Consider the following 19,957-nt stretch of genomic DNA (forward strand, 5'->3'; position numbering starts at 1 on the left):
GCTTATGGGGATTCGATTTTTATTAGGAAAAGCCGGTACTGGAAAAAGCGATCGATGTTTAGAGGAAATAAAAGAAAAGTTGCAGGAAAACCCCCAAGGTTTACCGATTATTTATATTGTTCCAGACCAAATGACTTTTCAACAGGAATATTCACTTCTAAATAAAGACGAGGTAAACGGTAGTATTCGCGCCCAGGTTTTCAGTTTTTCTCGACTTGCATGGCGGGTATTGCAAGAAACAGGTGGCGGAACAAGAAAGTTTATCAGCTCAACAGGTATTCAAATGATGTTACGGAAGATTACCGAGGAGCGTAAGTCTGACTGGAAGGTATTTCAAAAAGCCATTGAAAAAAGAGGTTTCATGGAGCAATTGGAGTCAATGATCACCGAGTTCAAACGGTATCGGATAACCCCTGAAATGTTAGCCTCACAAATAATAGAAATGGACCAATTCCAGCACAAGTATTCAGGTGAAATGGCGATAAGAAATAAGTTGGAAGATCTTAGTTACATTTATGAGAAATTAGTTTTTGCTTTGAAGGACACCTACATTGATAGTGAGGATCAATTACAGCAATTAACAGAAAAAATTGCCGATGCTGGATTTTTAGTCGGAGCGGAAATATATATAGATGGTTTTCATCGATTTACCCCACAGGAATTGTTGGTAGTGGAAGCTTTATTACAGAGGACGGAGCGAGTGACGGTAACACTGACACTTGATCAACCAAACGAGAAAACAGTTTCGGAATTGGATTTATTCTGTCAAACAAAGGAAACATATCACTCCTTAGTCGAACTAGCCAATGCAAATAGTGTAGAAATTGAAGAGACTGAGTTATTGAATGATTCAGCAGGAATATTCCGTGATCGCCCTTATTTTTCTCATTTAGAAAATTATTTTGATGTCAGGCCAGCACCGAAATATCAAGGAGACGTTCCAATCCAAATCGCGCAAGCCGTCCATCCAAGAGCGGAAGTGGAAGGAGCGGCCCAAGAGATCCTTCGCTTAGTCCGTGAAGAGAATTATCGCTACAAGGATGTTGCTGTCTTAATTAGGCAAACGGACTTGTATCAAGATTTAATTGATACCGTATTTAGTGATTACGGAATCCCAGTGTTTATTGACGAAAAGCGAACAATGATGAATCATCCGTTAATTGAATTAATCCGTTCTGCTTTAGATGTTGTCGAAGGGAATTGGAGATATGATGCTGTTTTTCGTTTGTTAAAAACGGGATTAATTCCAAGTACTAATCGTCGTTATCCACTTAATGAAGATGCTATTGATGAATTGGAAAACTATGTATTGGAGTACGGGATCCGAGGAAGAAGTCGGTGGCTAGGTGAAAAACCATGGGTATTTCAACGTTTCCGTGGATTCGACCAAGCATCACAAACAGATCACGAGAAGGAACTCCAGAAGAAGATAAATCATTATCGTTTTCAAATCGTGGAAGCATTGCAATCGCTTGATGAAAAGCTAAGAGAAGCTCTGACAGTTGAAGAAAAAGCAACACTTTTATTTGAGTGGCTGGAGTCAATTGGAGTGTCACAACAATTAGAGACTACTCGTGATAAGTTGGACCAGCAAGGGAGAATAGAACGTGGTCGTGAACAAGAACAAGTCTGGGAGGCAGTGATTCAACTGCTTGATGAGATGGTTGAGATTGCTGGTGAAGAAAAAATGTCATTGCAAGTCTTTCAGACAACACTTGAAACTGGTTTTGAATCGTTAAAATTTGCTCATGTACCGCCAAGCATGGACCATGTCGTGACAGGGACGATTGATCGTTCAAGGTTCAGCGGGGTTAAATGTGCATTTCTTTTGGGTGTCAATGAAGGTGTATGGCCAATGAAACCGTCAACAGATGGAATGATCTCAGAGGATGAAAGGGAATTGCTTGCCGAGCATGGAATGAAACTGGCTGATGGTAGTAAACGTCAGCTATTAGATGACTGGTTTTACATCTACTTAGCCTTTACGGTAGCTCAAGATAGATTGTGGATAAGTTATCCACTAAGCGATGCTGAAGGGAAAACCAAAGTACCGTCACAATTAATTAAGAGAATAGAAGACTTGTTTCCGGCATGCAGTGAACAGCTGCTGCTTCAAGATCCAGAAGAAATGTTGGATGCTGAACGCTTTGTGACTACTCCTGTAAAAACTAGGTCTGCGCTTACCGCTCAATTGGCTAGAAAGCTTAGAGGTTACCCAGTTGATGATATCTGGTGGAATGTGTTGAATTGGTATATGAATCATCAGGAGAAGAATGGTACAACCAATAGAATTTTAGAAAGTTTGTTCTATAAAAACAAGCCTATTAATCTTTCAGAAGAAACGATAAATAAAATTTATCCAAAACAAATAAAAGCTAGTGTATCTCGATTAGAAATGTACCATCGCTGTTCCTATCAACACTTTGCTCGTTACAGTTTAGGATTAGAGGAAAGACGAACATACAAACTTGACGCTCCAGATATTGGTCAGCTGTTTCACGAGGCATTAAAGAAGATAACAGAATGGATTCAGGCAGAAGGTCGGGATTTCTCACAGGTATATCAAGAGGATTCAAAGAAGTATGCACAAAGAGCAGTCCAAAACCTTGCACCTATCTTACAACATCAGATATTGCATAGTTCTAATCGTTACCAATATATCCAACAAAAATTAGAGGATATTATTGCACGCGCAGCTTATGTATTAAGTGAACAGTCTCGTCAAAGTAATTTTTCTCCGGTCGGGTTAGAACTTGGATTTGGACCAGGTGAAAATCAATTGGCGCCAATAAACCTAGAGCTTCCGAATGGCTTTGAATTAATGCTGAGAGGAAGAATAGATCGAGTAGATCGTGCGCTAAATCAAGATGAATTATTTTTAAGAATCATTGATTATAAATCTAGTTCCAAAGGGTTAAATCTAGTAGAAGTCTATTATGGATTAGCATTGCAGATGCTTGCCTATTTAGATGTTGTTTTATCTAATTCAGAAAAATGGTTGGGTGCACAGGCTACCCCAGCTGGCGTCCTGTATTTTCATGTTCATAACCCGATGATCTCAGGAAACAATAAATTAAACGATGTGGATATCGAAAAAGAAATATTTAAGAAATTTAAGATGCAAGGTCTCTTAGTAGAAAACGAACAAGTTGTGAAAATGATGGATACTAATTTAGATAGTGGCTCAAGTCATATTGTCCCAGCAGGTTTAAAAAAAGACGGAGAATTCCGTAAGGGCTCTAATACCGCACAAGCAGAAACATTTGATCAGCTTCAGGGGTATATTCGGAAGTTAATGACAAATGCGGGGATGGACATAACTAGTGGTGGAGTGCATCTAAATCCATTTCAACAAAAACAGCAAACGGCATGTACGTATTGCTCGTTTCGTTCGGTCTGTCAATTTGATCCTACATTAGAAGAGAATAACTATCGACGATTACAAGAGCTAAAGGACGAGGAAATAATTGAGGCCATTGGACGGAAGGAGGAAGGGTAATGCCGAAATGGACGAAAGAACAGGAAGAAGCCATCTATGCTAGTGGCAGTGATATATTAGTTGCAGCGGCAGCAGGATCAGGAAAAACAGCTGTACTAGTCGAAAGAATAATTCAAAAGTTGCTTAATCGTGAAAATCCGATCGACATTGATTCTTTATTGGTTGTAACTTTTACTAACGCGGCAGCACAAGAAATGCGCAATCGTGTTGGGGAAGCGTTAGAAGCTGCTTTAGAAGCAAATCCTTCCTCGATACATTTGAAGAAACAATTATCGTTATTGCAGCGAGCATCGATATCTACACTACATTCATTTTGCATGGATTTAATTAGACGTTATGCTTATTTACTTGATATTGATCCAGGTTTTCGAATTGCCGATGATGTTGAAGCCGATATGATAAGGCAAGAGGTGCTAGAGGATTTATTTGAAGGATGGTACGGAAAAGAAGGTGAAGAGCAGCAGGCGTTCTTTGCCGTTGTAGATCGCTTCTCGAATGACCGGAGTGATTTAGAGGTTGAGGAACTCATATTAAGTTTGTACACATTTTCAATGCAAAACCCCTGGCCTGATGCCTGGCTGGATGAAATGACAGATATGTACGATGTGTCAGAAGCCGAGGATGAGGAAACGATTCAATGGCTAGATATTTTAAAACGTGAAGTAGCTAGTCAACTACAGGCAATGCGAGCGGAAGCGGAAGCGGCGATTGAGTTAACTAAGGAAAGTGACGGTCCATACCATTATGCTGAAGCGATTGATGCAGACTTTGCTTTAATAAACGAGGCAGCTGCTAAGCTTGAAATGTCATGGAATCAGGTACAACCTGTTTTTGTAGAAGGAAAGTTCAAGGCATTGTCTCGTAAGAAAGTGGATTGTGATGAAGACAAAAAAGACAAAGTAAAATCACTTCGAAACAGTTATAAAAAAAGGTGGAAAGATCTTGCTGACGATTGGTTCTCAAGAAAACTTTCCTCTTATCTAAATGATATGGGTTCATTGCATCCAACCATTAAGCAATTGACAGTACTTGTGAAGGAATTCAAGCAGGGCTATGCTAAGTTGAAAAAAGAGAAAGCATTAGTAGATTTTTCTGACTTAGAGCATTACACTTTGCAAATTTTGCTTGATGAATCATCAACTGCTGACCATATAGTACCATCGTCAGTCGCAAGTGAGCTACAAAAAAAATTCTCTGAACTATTAGTGGATGAATACCAAGATACCAATCTTGTCCAAGAAACACTAATATCCCTTATTTCCGATAGGAAGGGGAATGGAAATATGTTCATGGTTGGCGACGTTAAGCAGAGTATTTACCGATTCCGTCACGCGGAGCCATCCTTGTTTCTTGAAAAGTATAAGCGTTTTGCCGATCACGACCATCCAGCTAAACGAATTGATCTTGCTCGAAACTTTAGAAGTAGAGATCAAGTCCTATCGGCAACCAATTACATTTTTAGGCAGCTGTTAAACGAAGAAGTTGGTGAAATGGAGTATGAAAAAGATGCTGAATTAATATACTCTAACACCATTTATGATCAGCTTACACTAAGTGATGCCGATGCTGAATTAGTAATCATTGATCGAGAAACTAAGGAAGAAAATCCAACTGAGGAACAAGGCGAAGAAAATTTTCAAGATTTAGAGAAGGCACAAATAGAAGCAAGAGCTTACGGAAAAATGATCAAAAGATGGATTGGTCATGAAGAAAAGCGACCTACACAGGTTGTTGATAAACGAACAGAAACACAGCGGGATCTACAATATCGCGATATTGTAATCTTGCTTCGTTCAATGACTTGGGCGCCAACAATTACAGAGGAATTGAAACAACAAGGAATACCAGTCTATGCCGAGTTATCAACAGGTTATTTTGAAGCGATTGAGATAAAAGTAATGCTTAGTTTATTAAAAATAATAGATAACCCAAAACAGGATATTCCCTTGGCATCAGTCTTACGTTCACCAATCGTCGGATTAAATGAAGAGGATTTAGCACAGATTCGTTTAGTGAAAAAACGCGTTTCCTATTATGATGCGTTGACTAGTTTTATTGTGGAGACAGAAAATCAGAACAAAAAACACCAGGTGGAACAATTTTTAACAAAACTTAAAGATTGGCGAATGAGGGCAAGACAAGGTGCACTATCAGAGCTGATTTGGCAAATTTACAGGGAAACAGGCTATTATGATTTTGTTGGTGGTATTCCTGGTGGTAAGCAGCGTCAAGCTAATCTTCGAGCACTGTACGATCGGGCGCGAACCTATGAATCTACCTCATTCCGTGGCTTATTTCGATTTTTACGTTTCATTGAGCGGATGGAAGAGAAAGGTGACGATTTAGGCGCAGCGAGAGCGCTTGGAGAAAAAGAAGATGTTGTTCGTATCATGACAATCCACAAAAGTAAGGGACTCGAATTTCCGATTGTCATTTTAGGTGCAATGGATAAACAATTTAATCAGCAGGATCTTCGTCAAAAGTATTTGCTTCATAAAGATTTAGGTTTTGGAAGCAAGTATATTGATCCAGAAAAAAGAATAATCTATCCTACTTTAGCCTACCATGCACTAAAGAAAGAAAAGCAACGAGAATTGTGGGCAGAAGAAATGAGAGTATTATATGTTGCCATGACGCGAGCGAAAGAGAAACTTGTCATGATCGGAAATGTCGCTTCATTTGAGAAGAGACAGGAGAAATGGTTAGAGGTGATTGATCATCCTGACTGGGTGTTACCACCACATTATCGTCTCGAAGCTAAATCATATTTAGATTGGGTTGGCCCTGCTTTAGTTCGACATAACCAAAATGACATGTTGAGGAATGTTGAACTAAATATTCAAATTCCTGAGCCTATTCGAGCAGATGATTCGAAGTGGAATGTACAGCTTATCCATGGAAGTGAATACTCAAACCTAGACCAACACGAACAGAGGCAGGAGTTAGATTTGCAAAAAACGATTCAGGAATGGAAACCGGTAGATGCTGATAAAGAATTAAATGCAAAGGTAGAGGATAGGCTGTCTTTTGTATATCCACATAGCAATGCATCAACCTATCGGGCAAAGCAAACAGTTACTGAAATAAAACGTCAACGCGAAGTAAAGGATGACTATAGTGATTTGGAGCTAATCCAACCATTTAAAGCTCCAATTTCTAAGCGACCTAAGTTCATGCAAAAAGAGAAAATGTTGACGGCTGCTGAGAAAGGTACTGCGATGCACACAGTCATGCAGCACATTCCTTTTACGAAAAAATGGAAGGAAGAAGAATTAACAGACTTTGTACAGCGGTTAGTTACTAAGGAAATTCTTAGACAGGAAGAAGCGGATGTAGTAAATATTGAGGCGATTCAACGTTTCTTTGAAACAGAAATAGGTGAGCGTGTTGTTCAATCTGATAACGTTCAACGAGAAGTTCCGTTTAGTTTTACATTAAAAGCTAACGAGGTTTATCACAATTGGCAAGGAGAGTCTGATGAAAAGGTTTTGATCCAAGGTGTAATTGACTGTTTAATCCCAGTTGAAGGTGGATGGTTATTGTTAGACTATAAAACTGATACAATCACTGAGGAAGTTTCGCCCGATGTGAAGGAACAGTTAAAACAACGATACCAAGTGCAAATGGAGTTATACTCTAAATCATTAGAAGGCATCTGGAAACAGCCAATTGTAGAGAAATATCTATATTTCTTTGACCGCTCTTTGTTAGTTGATTGTAATAAATAGAAACGATTATGAACACAACGGCCACTACCTGGTCGTTGTGTTTTTTTGCTATGCTGTTTTCTAAAAGATTGTTGTTTTTGACGAAAAATATATAGAATCAGACGTAACTTCTATCTATTAATTCATCATTTATATATGCTTTCTACAATCGCTTCGGCAAAAAACTTCGCTTTCCGTGGGCACGGCCTTAGCCTCCTCGTAGAAAACCGCTACTGCGGGGTCTTCGGACTCGCGCTGTTCCCACAGGAGTCTACGTTTTTTGCCTACGCTGTTAATAGTGTTCTGATTATCGAGGGAAAAAGTCTATGGTTTTACGTGAAAAGAATTTTCATCTTCTTGAACCTAGCTATCCAAGCTACGAAACTACACTAGATTTTGGTTTTTATCAATCTTCCTTTCATTTCATATAAGATGGTGATTGGAGCGTAGGGCAGTCGACTCCAGTGGGAAAAGCGACGGCTGAAAATCCCGCAGGAATTGGTTTTCTTCCGAGGAAGTTGAAGCGTTGCCCGCGGAAAGTGACTGCCTGAAGCGCAAATCAATTAGTAGCTACGCTACGTCGCATTTTATATCAATAACGACAAACTTTGCTTAAAAACAGCTAATAATTTTGTCGGAAAAAATTCATGGAAAAATAATACATACAATTCTTGCTTTATAAAATCAACTATTATATGATTACGTTAATACCTCATTATTCTAGGTAGGTGAAAAATGTGTTCAACCGAGAACTAGTAAAAGGAAGTACATCACTTCTCGTTTTACAGTTGTTAAACGAGCGTGACATGTATGGCTATGAATTAGTGAAGGAAATGGATAAACGAAGTGATCATAATTTCCAAATTAAAGAAGGCACCTTGTATCCGGCACTACATAAGCTGGAAAAACAAGCGTATATCGAGTTCTATTGGGAAAATCAACCCAAAGGACCAGCCAGAAAGTACTATCGAATTACAGCAGATGGCCAAAGTATTTTGGAAGAAAAAACAAGTGAATGGCATCGTTACGTACAAGTAATGAACAATTTAATTCGGAGAAACGAATCATGAAGATAGCAGAAAAACAGTTTATTGAGGAATTAAGCAAATCATTGCCTAACTCCTCTAATAAACAAGAAATACTAAAAGAGTATGAGATGCATTTATATGAAATGGCAAGAGAAGGTAATTGTGAAGATGATCTAACTTACTATAATCAGTTAAAGGATCGCTTAGGGACTCCTCAGGAGATAGCTAATATATGGTAAAATTAAACGAGTCTTACGCCAAGTCGAACACAATGGTTATTTGTTTCATTGAATATATGTTTATTTCTTGGAGGAATCCTGCTAACCTTAACCTATCATGTCTTTCATTGGGGTTGGATTGATTTTATTTGGGAAAGAGTAACAGAAATACCTTCCATTATTATTATGGTTTACTTTTTATTTTGGGGGTTACTAGGCTATGAAATAGGTAAGGAGTTTGGTCCTCGAGGAAGAAAGCTGTTACAAAAGACATTTTTCTTTTGTGTGGCGCCAAACATTATCTTAATGGCATTAACTATTTTTAGGTTAATTCCCTATCAATGGTTTCAGCCGCTTCTGAGCTTTCCTTTTATTATTTCATGTGTCATTTTTACAGGTTTATTATACCCAGTAAGTTGGCTTGGTTACCATTGGGGCAAGAAAGCCTCAGTTTAAGCTATGGTACTGTAGTTGGTAACAGTGCCATAGCTATAAAAATTTTTGTCTACATACATAGTAAAACTATGTATGTAGTAAATCTATGTAGAGGTGAGATTATCATGGAAATACAGGTGAAGAGTCAAGATTTTTGGTTTTTGTTGGTTTGTTTAGGTCTAGGCATTTTAACAGAGTTAAGCTTTTTCCATGGAACTGTCGGAGTTTCCTACTTGGTATTTTTAACTGGTTTCTATATTGTCTTTTTCATTCGATTTCGGTTGTTAGTATTTACTCATCGACGAATTGGTCTCTTATTGATGATGGCTATTTGGATATTATCTGCTAGTTATTTAGTTTACGACAATCAGTTGTTTTACCAATTAAACTTTTTGGTTATCCCTGCGTTAATTCTCTGTCACATCGTATTGATTACAGTGCCAAAACAAGTGAAATGGTACACGCCACGTTTTTTACAACTAGTGATGGAAAAGTTAGCCGGAGGTATAAGATTCAATAGTGTATTCTTCTCAGAAATAGTTAAGAGCCTTTTCAAAAATATGGATGAACAAACAGCACATACAATTAAACGAGTAGCACTAGGATTAGTGATTGGTCTACCGCTGTTAGGTATCGTGACCATATTGCTTATGTCGGCAGATGCAGTGTTTCAAGACCTAGTTGTTCAAATACCGAGATTTATTTTTCAACTAAATTTTGGTGAGCAATTGTTTAGAATAGCTATAATACTATTCTTCTTATTGGTCTTTTTCGGAATATTTCAAGTACTAGCATTAGCGAATTCTACAAAGCTATATTCGGAGGAAGTAGGTAATGGTACTAAACAATTCGATAGTATTATTGCTTTAACAATCCTCATTTTATTAAATGGTGTTTATTTATTATTTACTGCCATTCAATTCACCTATTTCTTTGGTGGTGGATTAGAAGAGGGATACACGTTTGCCGAATATGCTCGTAGAGGTTTTTTTGAATTAATGATCGTCACGATGGTCAACTGGACCTTATTAATAAGTTTTCTAACCTATGTGAAAGAATCCCGAAGGAAGTTTAAATTTGTACTGAAAGTAATGTATTCAATCGTGATTATAGTGAGTGGTATTATGCTTACTTCTGCCTTTCAACGTTTGAGTATGTACGAAGAGGCTTATGGTTTCACCCTGGATCGGATTTTAGCCCATGGATTTATGGTGTTTTTGCTAGTAATTTTTGCTTATACAATGATGCGCGTATGGTTAGAAAAACTATCGTTATTACACTTTTATTTGTTAGCAAGTCTGATCTTTTATACAGGATTAAATGTCATACCGTTAGAAAGAATGATTGTTAATAATAATTTGGAGCGCTATCAAGCTACAGACAAAATAGATGTTTATTATTTAAATTCACTCGGTGCTACCGGAGTTGATGGATTAATTACCTTATATCAAAAAGAACCTGACTTTCCTAACCTAAAAAGAATTTTGGTAGAGAGAAAAGAATGGGCTGAATCAATTAATCAGAGAAATTCGTGGCAATCTTATAATCTTCATAAGCAGGCTGTGATTGAAAAATTAACCAAATTAAATTTAACTAACTAATCAACCGCGACACAATTGTGCTCGGTCATATCGAGCTAATTATAACTTCTATTATGCTTCCTGTGCACAAAGGAACAAAGAAGTCTATTGTTTTACAAAGAAACGATATGTAAGTTAATTTGGACAAAAAAAATGGAAATGTGCTGATTGTTTCATGCTCATTTCCATTTTTTCATGTAATAACAAGTTAACAGTATTATGCATTTCCGCCTACAATTTGATCTGCTACATCTGGATCTAATGCATTTGTAGCACTTAGCCCACTATTTGTATTAATAAAGTCACCCGTATTAAAAGCCCCAGAGCCGGCGGCAGTTTTAGATGCACTTTTAGGAGCAAGGTAAAAGCTGTCTCCGAAGTTGATTACTCCCCCGCCGACACTGTTAATTTTTATTGGTCCCACGGCAGATGGCATTTATACACCCTCTTTCCATATTTTTTAGTTATAAAAGCGATAGAGATTAGGCATTACCACTAACCACTTGATCAACTGCATCTGGATCAAAGGAATTTGTTGCACTTAATCCACTATTTGTATTTATAAAATCTCCAGTGTTGAAGGAACCCGAACCTGCAGCAGTTTTAGATGCACTTTTAGGAGATAAATAAAAGCTATCTCCAAAATTGATGACTCCGCCGTCTACACTATTAATTTTTATAGGCCCAACAATGGATGGCATGTTAACACCTTCTTTTAAATGACTTTATTGTTATTCTATTAAGTCGTTTTGATTTTGTTCCTTCTCTAATATCCGAATGTGCTTTATCCTAGATACAGAATCAATATGGTTTAGACTACCAAGTTGTGCAATGGAAGAAGCAGAGATGCCTTTAACATCAATATTTTCCACATGAATATTTGGATTATGGTGGTAGTTTTTTTGTTGTACCGTTAATGAGTCAGGAACATTGCTTGGCTCTTGGCTAAAAAGTTCATACTGATCAAATTCAAACCCCTCATCAGTTTCAACACCACCCTCTTTTTGAACAGCAATTACTCTGCTGGTGGGTGTAAATGTATTTGCATCACCAATTTCAAACATAGAGCTATAGGCTATAGAATTAATTCGGGTCTTTCCAATATGTGCCACTCGTTTATCCATTATCGGTTCCTTCCTCAATTGTTGGATGCCGAAGAGGCACTAGTGAACCAACAATGTATGAATCAGGTGGGGTATCATAGAAGGATGTTAATTTAATTGTTTCATTATCTCCAATCAAAAAAATAGATGAAGATGCTACCCCTGTAATCTCAACATTCCCTACATTTAATCCCCAATTGTGAACCTCATAATTCATAGTTATTATTCTCCTTTTGTTTGGTCATTTTGAAAGAACTGTCGAAGAGAATGATTAATTTCTTTTTGAACTTGCTCATATATTAACTGAGATGTTTCTTGTTTGGTTTGTGATGGGTGCTCATTTCGAACATTTTTTTCGTATTGAGCTACTCGCTCGGGCAATTGTTTGCGAACATCATTCAGTATCATTTCTTGATACGATTTATTTAAAGGAAAACCATACTCGCTAGCTAGCTGATGGAGCAAGGATGGACCTTCTTCTATTAGGTAAGAATCAAGTTGCCCAACTAATTCTTGAGTGACAGGCTTAGCTTGACGTTGGTAGTTATTGTTAACAGGTTGGTTAAGTGATAGGTCATCCACTTTAGCTAAATCTTCCGGCGAAAGCCCGATATGGAGTGTACCATCGAGTCTCTCTATTTTTAGTTGATCAAAATGATATTCTAACTTTTCAATTGTGGTATTTTTGGTGTTGGAATTAGTGGTGTTTTCTAATCTTGCGATACGCTGTTCAAGTTCTTTAATTTTAGTATCTTGTTGTTGCATGTATGCCTGGACTCTGGCAAGGTATTCTTGCCATGAATTTGAATAATTCATATGGAACCTCCTTCTAGGCTATGACCTAATCAATACTACAATATGCAAGTATTTTTTAGTTCGTGATTTAAGTCGGAGGGGCAAGTGGTATAAGTGGTACAAGTGGTTCGCTGATTGGACCCTGTGGCTCAGCAGGTTCGGCAAGTTCTGTATATCCACCAGTATTGTACAGTTCCGCTAGTGCTTGAATATTTCCCGCACTACCGATTTGAAATACTGAGGAATTAGAAACACTACCAACCTTAATCATATGAATATAGATAGACTGGTGCACTGTTAAATTCATTAATAACCACCTCTACAATGTACTAATGCTTTGATCAAAGTGATCTTTGTCATAAACGTTAGTAGCCGAGTGACCTAAAGAAATACGAAGTCCATCCCCTGTATTAAAAGATCCTCCACCAGCAAATGTTTTTGCTTCTGAAAAAGGACTCATCGCATAGACATCTCCTATGTTAAAAATACTTGATGTGGCAATAGATAATACTTTAACTGCACCTACTACGGCTGGCATACGAATTCCTCCTTACGTATAGTTTATGAAAGAGGATTAATATCTGTTCAACTATTAGGATGGAGTAAGTAAAAAAAATAGTTTACAATGGTTGCATAGGATCATAGATTGAAAGTTTAATTGGAGGAATTGGTATGGGACAGACGGGATCTCCTATTACAGAAAGCAATCGATTGCAATGGATTGATGCCGCAAGGGGATTTGCAATACTAGGGATTTTTATGGTTAATACACCAGCTTTTAATGCACCATTTTTTTTATATAATGGTGAGGATCAGTTCTGGAATAGTTCTTTGGATCAAGCTGTCCAAGTAATGATTGATATCTTTTTCCAAGCGAGCTTTTATACACTGTTTTCTTTTTTATTTGGCTTTGGTATGCAGATTATTATTAATAAATTAACTGATAAACAATTGAACGTAAGAAAGCTTTTGTTCCGGAGATTAATTATCCTAATAGGTTTTGGTCTAATACATGCTTTTCTTATCTGGCATGGAGATATATTACTCTCATATGGTATTATCGGTATGCTTTTACTATTATTTATTCGTGCAAGTAATAAAGCACTGTTTTACTGGGCATTTGGATTACTCTTATTCCCAACATTAATTTATAGTTGGCTATTATATATTGTTAGAGATAGGTTAAACATGTATAACTTAGAAGCAATTAATCGGGCATTTGAAAACTATGGAAATGGTACAATAATTGCTATTTGGCAACAGAATTATCAGGATTGGATGTATTCCAATGGTTTTCTTGGCTTTATATTTTTAACTTTTGCACTTTTGCCATTATTTTTGTTGGGTATGCTTGTTGCCAGAAAGAAATGGCTTGATAATGTACAGCAACATGCCCCAATGCTGAAGAAGGTTTGGATTTTATTATTATTTGTTTTTATCGGAGTAAAAGCAGGTCCTTATCTATTTGGGAACCCTGCCTGGTTTTCATATACGCAGGATACGATTGGTGGTTCGGCTTCGGCATTGTTTTATCTGACCTCTATTACATTAGCTTTCCAAAAAGATTTCTTGGCTAAGCTTCTGAAGCCTTTTACCTACGTTGGCAGGATGTCACTTTCGAATTACCTGTCCCAATCCATTATCTGTTTTATTTTATTTTACTCAGTTGGGTTTGGTTTTTATGGTCAGGTTAGTCCAATAGGTAGTGTGGCGATTGTGGTTGTTGTTTATAGTATTCAAGTAGTAGTAAGTAAGATATGGATTAGCAACTATCGATTTGGACCTATGGAATGGTTGTGGAGAAGATTAATGTATGGAGAAAAGCTTCCTAATAAAAGGAAGGATAAGGAGGTAGAGCAAGGATGAACCGTGAAGCGATAAAAAAGGAAGCAAAAAAATGGAGCAAACAAGGGATCATTACTGAACAGCAATTAGATGAAATAGTCGATTTGTATCCTAAAAGAGATCGTAGCTTTTTGTTATTGACGTTTGCCGCATTGTTTATTGGATTAGGCTTTTTAACTTTTATTGCATCAAATTGGTCATGGATCCCTCAAATCGGAAAAATGACAATCATTTTATTATTTATGATTGGTTTCTATGTGAGTGGGGAGCTAATTTATCGAAAAAAATCAAAACCGGTAGGATTAAGCTTTATAGTTATAGGGTTATTTGTTTTTGGTGCCGGGATATTTTTAACGGGTCAAATGTATAACTACATGTATTTTCAAGCTATACCTTTTTTGATTTGGTCACTAGCCGGGGTTGCATTGTTTATTTTTTATCAGCATGCTTCGCTCTATGTAGTATCAATTGTTATTACCACAGTAGGTCAATTGTATAGTGCATTTGTCTATAGTGATTTTAACTTAGGCTTGTTTTTAGTATTGTTATTTGCTTTCGGTCATTATACCTATCGCCAGGCAAGGTACTTGTATGGCTATTTGTTTGCCATTAGTTTTATGGTTCAGACGATGGTACTAGTGTTTGCTGATGGCCACGACTACTATTGGTTAATTATTGGCTCACTTGTCCTATATGGTTTGGGAAGTCTGGTTAGGAAGCAGGGATTAAATCGCCCTTTTCGACATGTTAGCTTGATAGCTATGTTTATATTGGGTATTTTTCATGTGTTTTTACTTGGAAATTCATACTTTTTGGACTCCATTGAATTCGAATTAATTTTTCTAGCTATATGGATAATTATCTTAATCCCGATTGTAGTAATGAAAACAATGAAACAAGAGTTTTCTAACATGATTGAATTAGCGCTGTTTGTGCCTGTGTTTTTCGTACCATACAGTGACCTACTAGCTATGTTAGTGTTGTTTATCTATTCATTAGGTATGTTACTTATTGGTTATAAGGAGGAACATTACCGGAAAATTACTCTGGGTACCTTTGCCTTTCTTATTAGCACATTAATTGCCTATATTCATTTAGCTTGGGCCTTTCTTAACAAGTCACTATTTTTCTTTCTTGGCGGCATCATCCTGTTCATTCTAAGCTTTTTATTAGAGAGAAAACGGAGAGAACACAAACAGGATGCTAGAGGAGGCAATGACGAATGAAACGATTATTTTTCTACATCATTGTAGCTTTGCAAATTATGTTTCTGGTCGGGATGGCTGTTTCGTATTATTTGATTGATTACTTTGGAGAGACAATTGAATTAAAAACATTGCCTGTTGATCCTCAAGATATCTTTTATGGTGATTATGTTACACTTCGTTATGAAATAGAGGAAATCCCATCAAGTACATGGCAGGGAGAGGAGAGTCCTCCATATGATAGTCAAGTTTATGTACTCCTAGAAAAACAAAACGAAGTGTATAATGTTGTCAACGCATCTAACGAGAGAATTGAACCAAGTAGTGGTCAAGTAATGTTGCATGCTAAGTATGAATATCATGATTCAATGCAGAATATTTATTATGTAGACTATGGTTTAGACCGCTATTATATTGAAGATAATACTGGAGAACAGTACGAACAATCTGGTGAGATGGTAGTCACTGTTGCTGTAGCGCCGTGGGGACAGAAAAAGATACTGGATTTAGAATGATGGACTATTAAAAAGAAAACTCCCCAGATATCTGGGGAGTTTTTCTAAATCTTATACACTTAATACTTCTTTTATTTGTTTAATTGCCCACTCGAGGTCTTCCTTTTCAATCACAAGTGGTGGAGCAAATCGAATCACGTTTTCATGTGTTTCCTTACAAAGTAGTCCTTTTTCCTTTAACATTTCACAGTAAGGACGAGCTGCTTCTGTTAACTCGACACCAATAAATAATCCTTTTCCTCGTACTTCTTTAATGATTGGATTATCTATTTTTCTTAATTCGTCCATCATATATGATCCGAGTTCAAGAGAACGACCAGCTAAATCCTCTTCTTCTATAACATCTAAAGCAGCAATTGACACGGCACATGCCAATGGATTGCCACCGAAAGTAGAACCGTGTGAACCTGGATTAAATACTCCCAAGATATCTTTATTGGCAACAATACACGAGATAGGAAATACGCCACCACCTAATGCTTTACCTAAAATTAAAATATCTGGTGTTACATCTTCCCAGTCACAAGCGAACATCTTTCCGCTTCTACCTAGTCCAGCTTGTATCTCGTCAGCAACAAATAGTACATTATTTTTTTTACAAACCTGGTAAGCCTCTTTCAAGAAGCCTTCAGGTGGCATAACGATTCCAGCTTCACCTTGGATTGGTTCCAATAAGAAACCAGCTGTATTTTCGTTAATTGCATTTTTGAGAGCGTCAATATCTCCATATGGAATTAATTTAATTCCAGGCAACATTGGGCCAAAGCCACGCTTGTATTCGTCATCTGATGACAAAGACACCGCTGACATCGTTCTACCATGGAAATTACCAACACAAGCAATAATCTCTGCTTGATCTTTTGCTACTCCTTTGACATCATAAGCCCAACGTCTAGTAGCTTTAATAGCAGTTTCTACCGCTTCAGCACCAGTATTCATTGGTAACGTCATTTCTTTGTTAGTTAATTTACATATTTTTTCATACCAAGGTCCTAGTTGATCATTGTGAAATGCTCTTGATGTTAAGGTCACTCGATCTGCTTGATCCTTTAATGCTTTAATAATTTTAGGGTGGCGATGACCTTGATTAACTGCAGAATAAGCACTAAGCATATCCATGTAACGGTTACCTTCTGGGTCTTCCACCCAAACATTCTCCGCTTTAGAGATAACAATTGGTAATGGATGATAATTTTTTGCACCATATTCTTGTGTTTGATCAATAATTTCCTGACTATTACGTACCATTGTATTCCTCCGTTCAATTTAGCCAAACGATATACTAGGGTAGAAGCTTTTTTGAGATGAAAAGAGGGAAAACATACCCTTGATAGCTTCAGCTAGAGATTTTAGTTGGTAGGTCAATTCCTACACTATTTTTCAATTTTTATTATAACAGTATCGTTTATGTTTTCACTAATCATAACGGTTTAAAACATATTTCAATGAAAATTGAATAAAAAAATGATATGATAGGCTTGACCTTTATCAAGTTGATTAATCACCGGTAATTATTATTAGGAAATAACAACCTGATTGGTGCAACTCCTTCATAAAATTAGTATGAAGGGAGTTGATACTTTATAAGCGAGGAGGTAAAAAATGACACATTTACATATAACATCATGGGCTTTGGCATTAATCTTATTTGTCCTTGCATTGGTTTTTTACAAACAAGGTAAAAAAGCGGGTAAGATCCTTCACATGGTACTAAGATTAGATTACTTATTAATCTTGTATTCAGGTGGAGACCTATTAATGGAATATTTGAATTCTGGTACAATGCTTGGTGAAGTACTAGTAAAAAGTTTTGCTGGATTATGGTTAATTGCTATCCTTGAAATGATATTAGTTAAAACAAAAAAAGATAAACCAACAAAAAGCTTTTGGATTCAATTAGTAATTGCTCTTGTAATTGTATTGGTCCTAGGATTCGGACGCCTACCAATGGGTGTTTAATCTTAAAAATTCAAAAAACTTATTACTTTGAAAAAAGTGATAGGTTTTTTTCTTTGCCTTCATTTATGTTCAACACTTTTCACATATTAGGTAAATAATTCATATGAATATATATAGTTTATCAAGTATCTAGTAAGAAAGGGTGTTGATTTATATATGTGCGGTATTACAGGCTGGATTGACTTTAACCGGGAGCTTTCAACAGAAGTGGTTAATGTAAGGAAAATGGCAAATGCGATTCAACATCGTGGTCCAGATGAACATAATGAATGGATTTCTGACCATGTAGCATTTGGTCATCAACGCCTAATTGTTGTAGACCCTGATGGTGGTAAACAACCAATGGAATGTATCAAAGACAAATCAAATTATATACTTGTTTATAATGGTGAATTATATAATACAGAAGATATTCGAAGCGAATTACTTAACAAAGGATGGGGCTTTGATTCTCATTCTGACACAGAGGTATTGCTTAAAAGCTATATCCAATGGGGAGAAGAATGTGTAAAGAGGTTTAATGGCATCTTTGCTTTTGCTATCTGGGATTCGAAAAAAGAGCAGTTATTTATAGCAAGAGATCGATTAGGAGTAAAACCCTTGTTTTATATGGAAAAAGATGGTGGACTTCTATTTGCATCGGAATTAAAAGCACTAATCGCTCATGAAGAGGTCGAGCCTATTCTTGATAGAGAGGGTCTAAGTGAAATTCTAGCCCTAGGGCCGTCAAGAACACCAGGACATGGTGTATTTAAAGGTATGAATGAACTACGAGCTGCCCACATAGGTATGTTTGATAAGAATGGTTTCCGGACAGAACGTTATTGGAACGTACAAAGTACTCCACATACAGACGATGTAGAAGAAACAGCGGATGTAATTCGTTATCTACTTACTGATGCTGTCGAACGCCAATTAGTTTCAGACGTTCCGCTAGGTACCTTCCTCTCCGGTGGTGTAGATTCTAGTGCAATTACTGCCATTGCTTCAAATTATCTGAAGCGTCACAAAAAGGGGAAACTAAATACTTTTTCTATTGATTTTGAGGACAATCAAAAGTACTTTAAAAAAAGCTCGTTCCAACCAAATAATGATCAAGATTTTATTGGGACAGTGGTAGATGCCCATGAAACAAATCACCATAATTTTGTTATTAATAATAAAAAGCTAGCTGAAATGCTTAAAGAGGCTGTTGAATTCAGAGATTTGCCAGGAATGGCTGATGTTGATTCTTCATTACTGTGGTTCTGTCGACAAACGAAGCAGGAAGTAACTGTTGCGTTATCAGGTGAGTGTGCCGATGAAATATTTGGAGGCTATCCTTGGTTTTATCGGGAAGATGATCTGGAACGTGAAGGGTTCCCGTGGATTCGTTCTTCAGAGGTTAGAAGTTCACTGTTAACAGATGAATGGCAAGAAAAACTCAACTTGAACAGTTATATGCTCAAACGTTATCAAGAGACAATTGATGAGACTCCTGACTTTGAGGGAGACTCTGAAATAGAAAAGCAGCGGAGACAAATGTTTTATTTGAATATGCATTGGTTTATGCCAACTCTGTTGGATAGAAAAGATCGAATGAGTATGGGGGCTAGTTTCGAGGCTCGAGTACCCTTTAGCGACCACCGGTTAGTTGAATATGTATGGAACATTCCTTGGGAGATGAAGACTTACAGAGGTCGAGAGAAGGGTATTCTTAGAAAAGCGTTAGAGGGCTTGTTACCTGATGAAATCTTGTATCGCAAGAAGAGTCCTTATCCAAAAACACATAATCCAGTTTACAAGGATGCCGTTGTAGCTTGGTTAAATGAGATTTTAGAAGATCCAAATGCGCGTCTATTTGAGATTTTTGACAAGAATGCAATTAGAAAACTAGTCGAAACTGAAGGGAAAGAGATTGAAGCACCATGGTTTGGTCAATTAATGACAGGTCCCCAGCTTCTGGCTCACTTAGGTCAGATTGATCACTGGCTCCGTACGTATAACATAAAAATAGAACGTTAACTGCAAAGTGTGGATGGTTTGTCCACACTTTTTTGGCCGTTATTATAGGTAATTCTACAATTAG

At 37.1% G+C, this 19,957-nt stretch carries 19 protein-coding genes; 11 read left to right on the top strand and 8 right to left on the bottom strand.

The window, feature by feature from the left end; genetic code table 11:
* Positions 1–4 precede the first annotated feature (4 nt).
* From addB to GH741_RS16175, 6 genes are all read left to right on the top strand, one after another.
* Positions 5–3,499 carry a helicase-exonuclease AddAB subunit AddB gene (addB, locus tag GH741_RS16150; protein ID WP_153737785.1) on the top strand — a complete coding sequence of 1,165 codons (3,495 nt, stop codon included), beginning with the start codon at positions 5–7 and terminating at the stop codon, positions 3,497–3,499.
* Positions 3,499–7,227, top strand: coding sequence for a helicase-exonuclease AddAB subunit AddA (addA, locus tag GH741_RS16155; RefSeq protein ID WP_153737786.1), 3,729 nt, complete (start codon positions 3,499–3,501; stop codon positions 7,225–7,227). Before addB ends, addA begins: the two co-directional genes overlap by 1 nt.
* A gap of 716 nt (positions 7,228–7,943) precedes the next feature.
* Entirely contained in the window at positions 7,944–8,276 is a 333-nt protein-coding gene (locus GH741_RS16160) for a PadR family transcriptional regulator (protein ID WP_338079519.1), read from the top strand.
* Complete coding sequence (locus GH741_RS16165) at positions 8,273–8,473, top strand: HAAS signaling domain-containing protein (RefSeq protein WP_170287652.1); 201 nt, start codon at positions 8,273–8,275, stop codon at positions 8,471–8,473. Before GH741_RS16160 ends, GH741_RS16165 begins: the two co-directional genes overlap by 4 nt.
* A 48-nt stretch (positions 8,474–8,521) precedes the next feature.
* The gene (locus GH741_RS16170) at positions 8,522–8,908 is read left to right on the top strand and encodes a hypothetical protein (protein WP_153737788.1); all 387 of its coding nucleotides are present in this window, start codon (positions 8,522–8,524) and stop codon (positions 8,906–8,908) included.
* A 104-nt stretch (positions 8,909–9,012) separates the two neighbouring features.
* Entirely contained in the window at positions 9,013–10,488 is a 1,476-nt protein-coding gene (locus GH741_RS16175; RefSeq protein ID WP_153737789.1) for a DUF4153 domain-containing protein, read from the top strand.
* A gap of 196 nt (positions 10,489–10,684) precedes the next feature.
* Here GH741_RS16175 and GH741_RS16180 read toward each other — a convergent pair whose 3' ends face one another.
* The 7 genes from GH741_RS16180 to GH741_RS16210 all read right to left on the bottom strand — a co-directional run bounded on the left by GH741_RS16180 (position 10,685) and on the right by GH741_RS16210 (position 12,903).
* Positions 10,685–10,903: a spore germination protein gene (locus tag GH741_RS16180; RefSeq protein ID WP_153737790.1), complete on the bottom strand. Its 219-nt coding sequence runs from the start codon at positions 10,901–10,903 to the stop codon at positions 10,685–10,687.
* 46 nt (positions 10,904–10,949) lie between these two features.
* Positions 10,950–11,168, bottom strand: coding sequence for a spore germination protein (locus GH741_RS16185; RefSeq protein WP_153737791.1), 219 nt, complete (start codon positions 11,166–11,168; stop codon positions 10,950–10,952).
* Between the two features lie 30 nt (positions 11,169–11,198).
* Positions 11,199–11,591, bottom strand: coding sequence for a spore germination protein GerPE (locus GH741_RS16190; RefSeq protein WP_153737792.1), 393 nt, complete (start codon positions 11,589–11,591; stop codon positions 11,199–11,201).
* A complete protein-coding gene (locus GH741_RS16195) occupies positions 11,584–11,787 on the bottom strand; it encodes a spore gernimation protein GerPD (protein ID WP_153737793.1) in 204 nt (67 codons plus the stop codon). Before GH741_RS16195 ends, GH741_RS16190 begins: the two co-directional genes overlap by 8 nt.
* Before the next feature lie 5 nt (positions 11,788–11,792).
* Positions 11,793–12,386 carry a spore germination protein GerPC gene (gene gerPC / locus GH741_RS16200; protein WP_153737794.1) on the bottom strand — a complete coding sequence of 198 codons (594 nt, stop codon included), beginning with the start codon at positions 12,384–12,386 and terminating at the stop codon, positions 11,793–11,795.
* A 67-nt stretch (positions 12,387–12,453) separates the two neighbouring features.
* Entirely contained in the window at positions 12,454–12,672 is a 219-nt protein-coding gene (locus tag GH741_RS16205) for a spore germination protein GerPB (RefSeq protein WP_153737795.1), read from the bottom strand.
* Between the two features lie 12 nt (positions 12,673–12,684).
* Positions 12,685–12,903 (bottom strand): spore germination protein, encoded by a 219-nt coding sequence (locus GH741_RS16210; protein WP_153737796.1) that lies wholly within the window; start codon positions 12,901–12,903, stop codon positions 12,685–12,687.
* Between the two features lie 134 nt (positions 12,904–13,037).
* Here GH741_RS16210 and GH741_RS16215 point away from each other — a divergent pair, with 134 nt between their 5' ends.
* From GH741_RS16215 to GH741_RS16225, 3 genes are read left to right on the top strand one after another with little or no spacing between them, the layout of a single operon-like run.
* Entirely contained in the window at positions 13,038–14,231 is a 1,194-nt protein-coding gene (locus tag GH741_RS16215) for a DUF418 domain-containing protein (RefSeq protein ID WP_153737797.1), read from the top strand.
* Positions 14,228–15,436 (top strand): DUF2157 domain-containing protein, encoded by a 1,209-nt coding sequence (locus GH741_RS16220; protein ID WP_153737798.1) that lies wholly within the window; start codon positions 14,228–14,230, stop codon positions 15,434–15,436. The genes GH741_RS16215 and GH741_RS16220 overlap by 4 nt, the downstream gene beginning before the upstream one ends.
* Positions 15,433–15,930, top strand: a complete 498-nt coding sequence (locus GH741_RS16225) for a GDYXXLXY domain-containing protein (protein ID WP_153737799.1) — start codon at positions 15,433–15,435, stop codon at positions 15,928–15,930. The genes GH741_RS16220 and GH741_RS16225 overlap by 4 nt, the downstream gene beginning before the upstream one ends.
* 51 nt (positions 15,931–15,981) lie before the next feature.
* Here GH741_RS16225 and GH741_RS16230 read toward each other — a convergent pair whose 3' ends face one another.
* Entirely contained in the window at positions 15,982–17,178 is a 1,197-nt protein-coding gene (locus tag GH741_RS16230; RefSeq protein ID WP_153737800.1) for an ornithine--oxo-acid transaminase, read from the bottom strand.
* Positions 17,179–17,532: 354 nt separating this feature from the next.
* Between GH741_RS16230 and GH741_RS16235 the strand changes: the two genes are divergently transcribed.
* Both GH741_RS16235 and asnB read left to right on the top strand, forming a co-directional pair.
* On the top strand, positions 17,533–17,889 hold the full coding sequence (locus GH741_RS16235) for a YisL family protein (protein WP_153737801.1): 357 nt from the start codon (positions 17,533–17,535) through the stop codon (positions 17,887–17,889).
* A 156-nt stretch (positions 17,890–18,045) separates the two neighbouring features.
* On the top strand, positions 18,046–19,893 hold the full coding sequence (gene asnB, locus GH741_RS16240) for an asparagine synthase (glutamine-hydrolyzing) (protein WP_153737802.1): 1,848 nt from the start codon (positions 18,046–18,048) through the stop codon (positions 19,891–19,893).
* The last annotated feature ends 64 nt before the right edge of the window (positions 19,894–19,957 follow it).

Source organism: Aquibacillus halophilus, from assembly GCF_009649745.1.
GTDB classification, from domain to species: Bacteria; Bacillota; Bacilli; order Bacillales; family Amphibacillaceae; genus Aquibacillus; species Aquibacillus halophilus.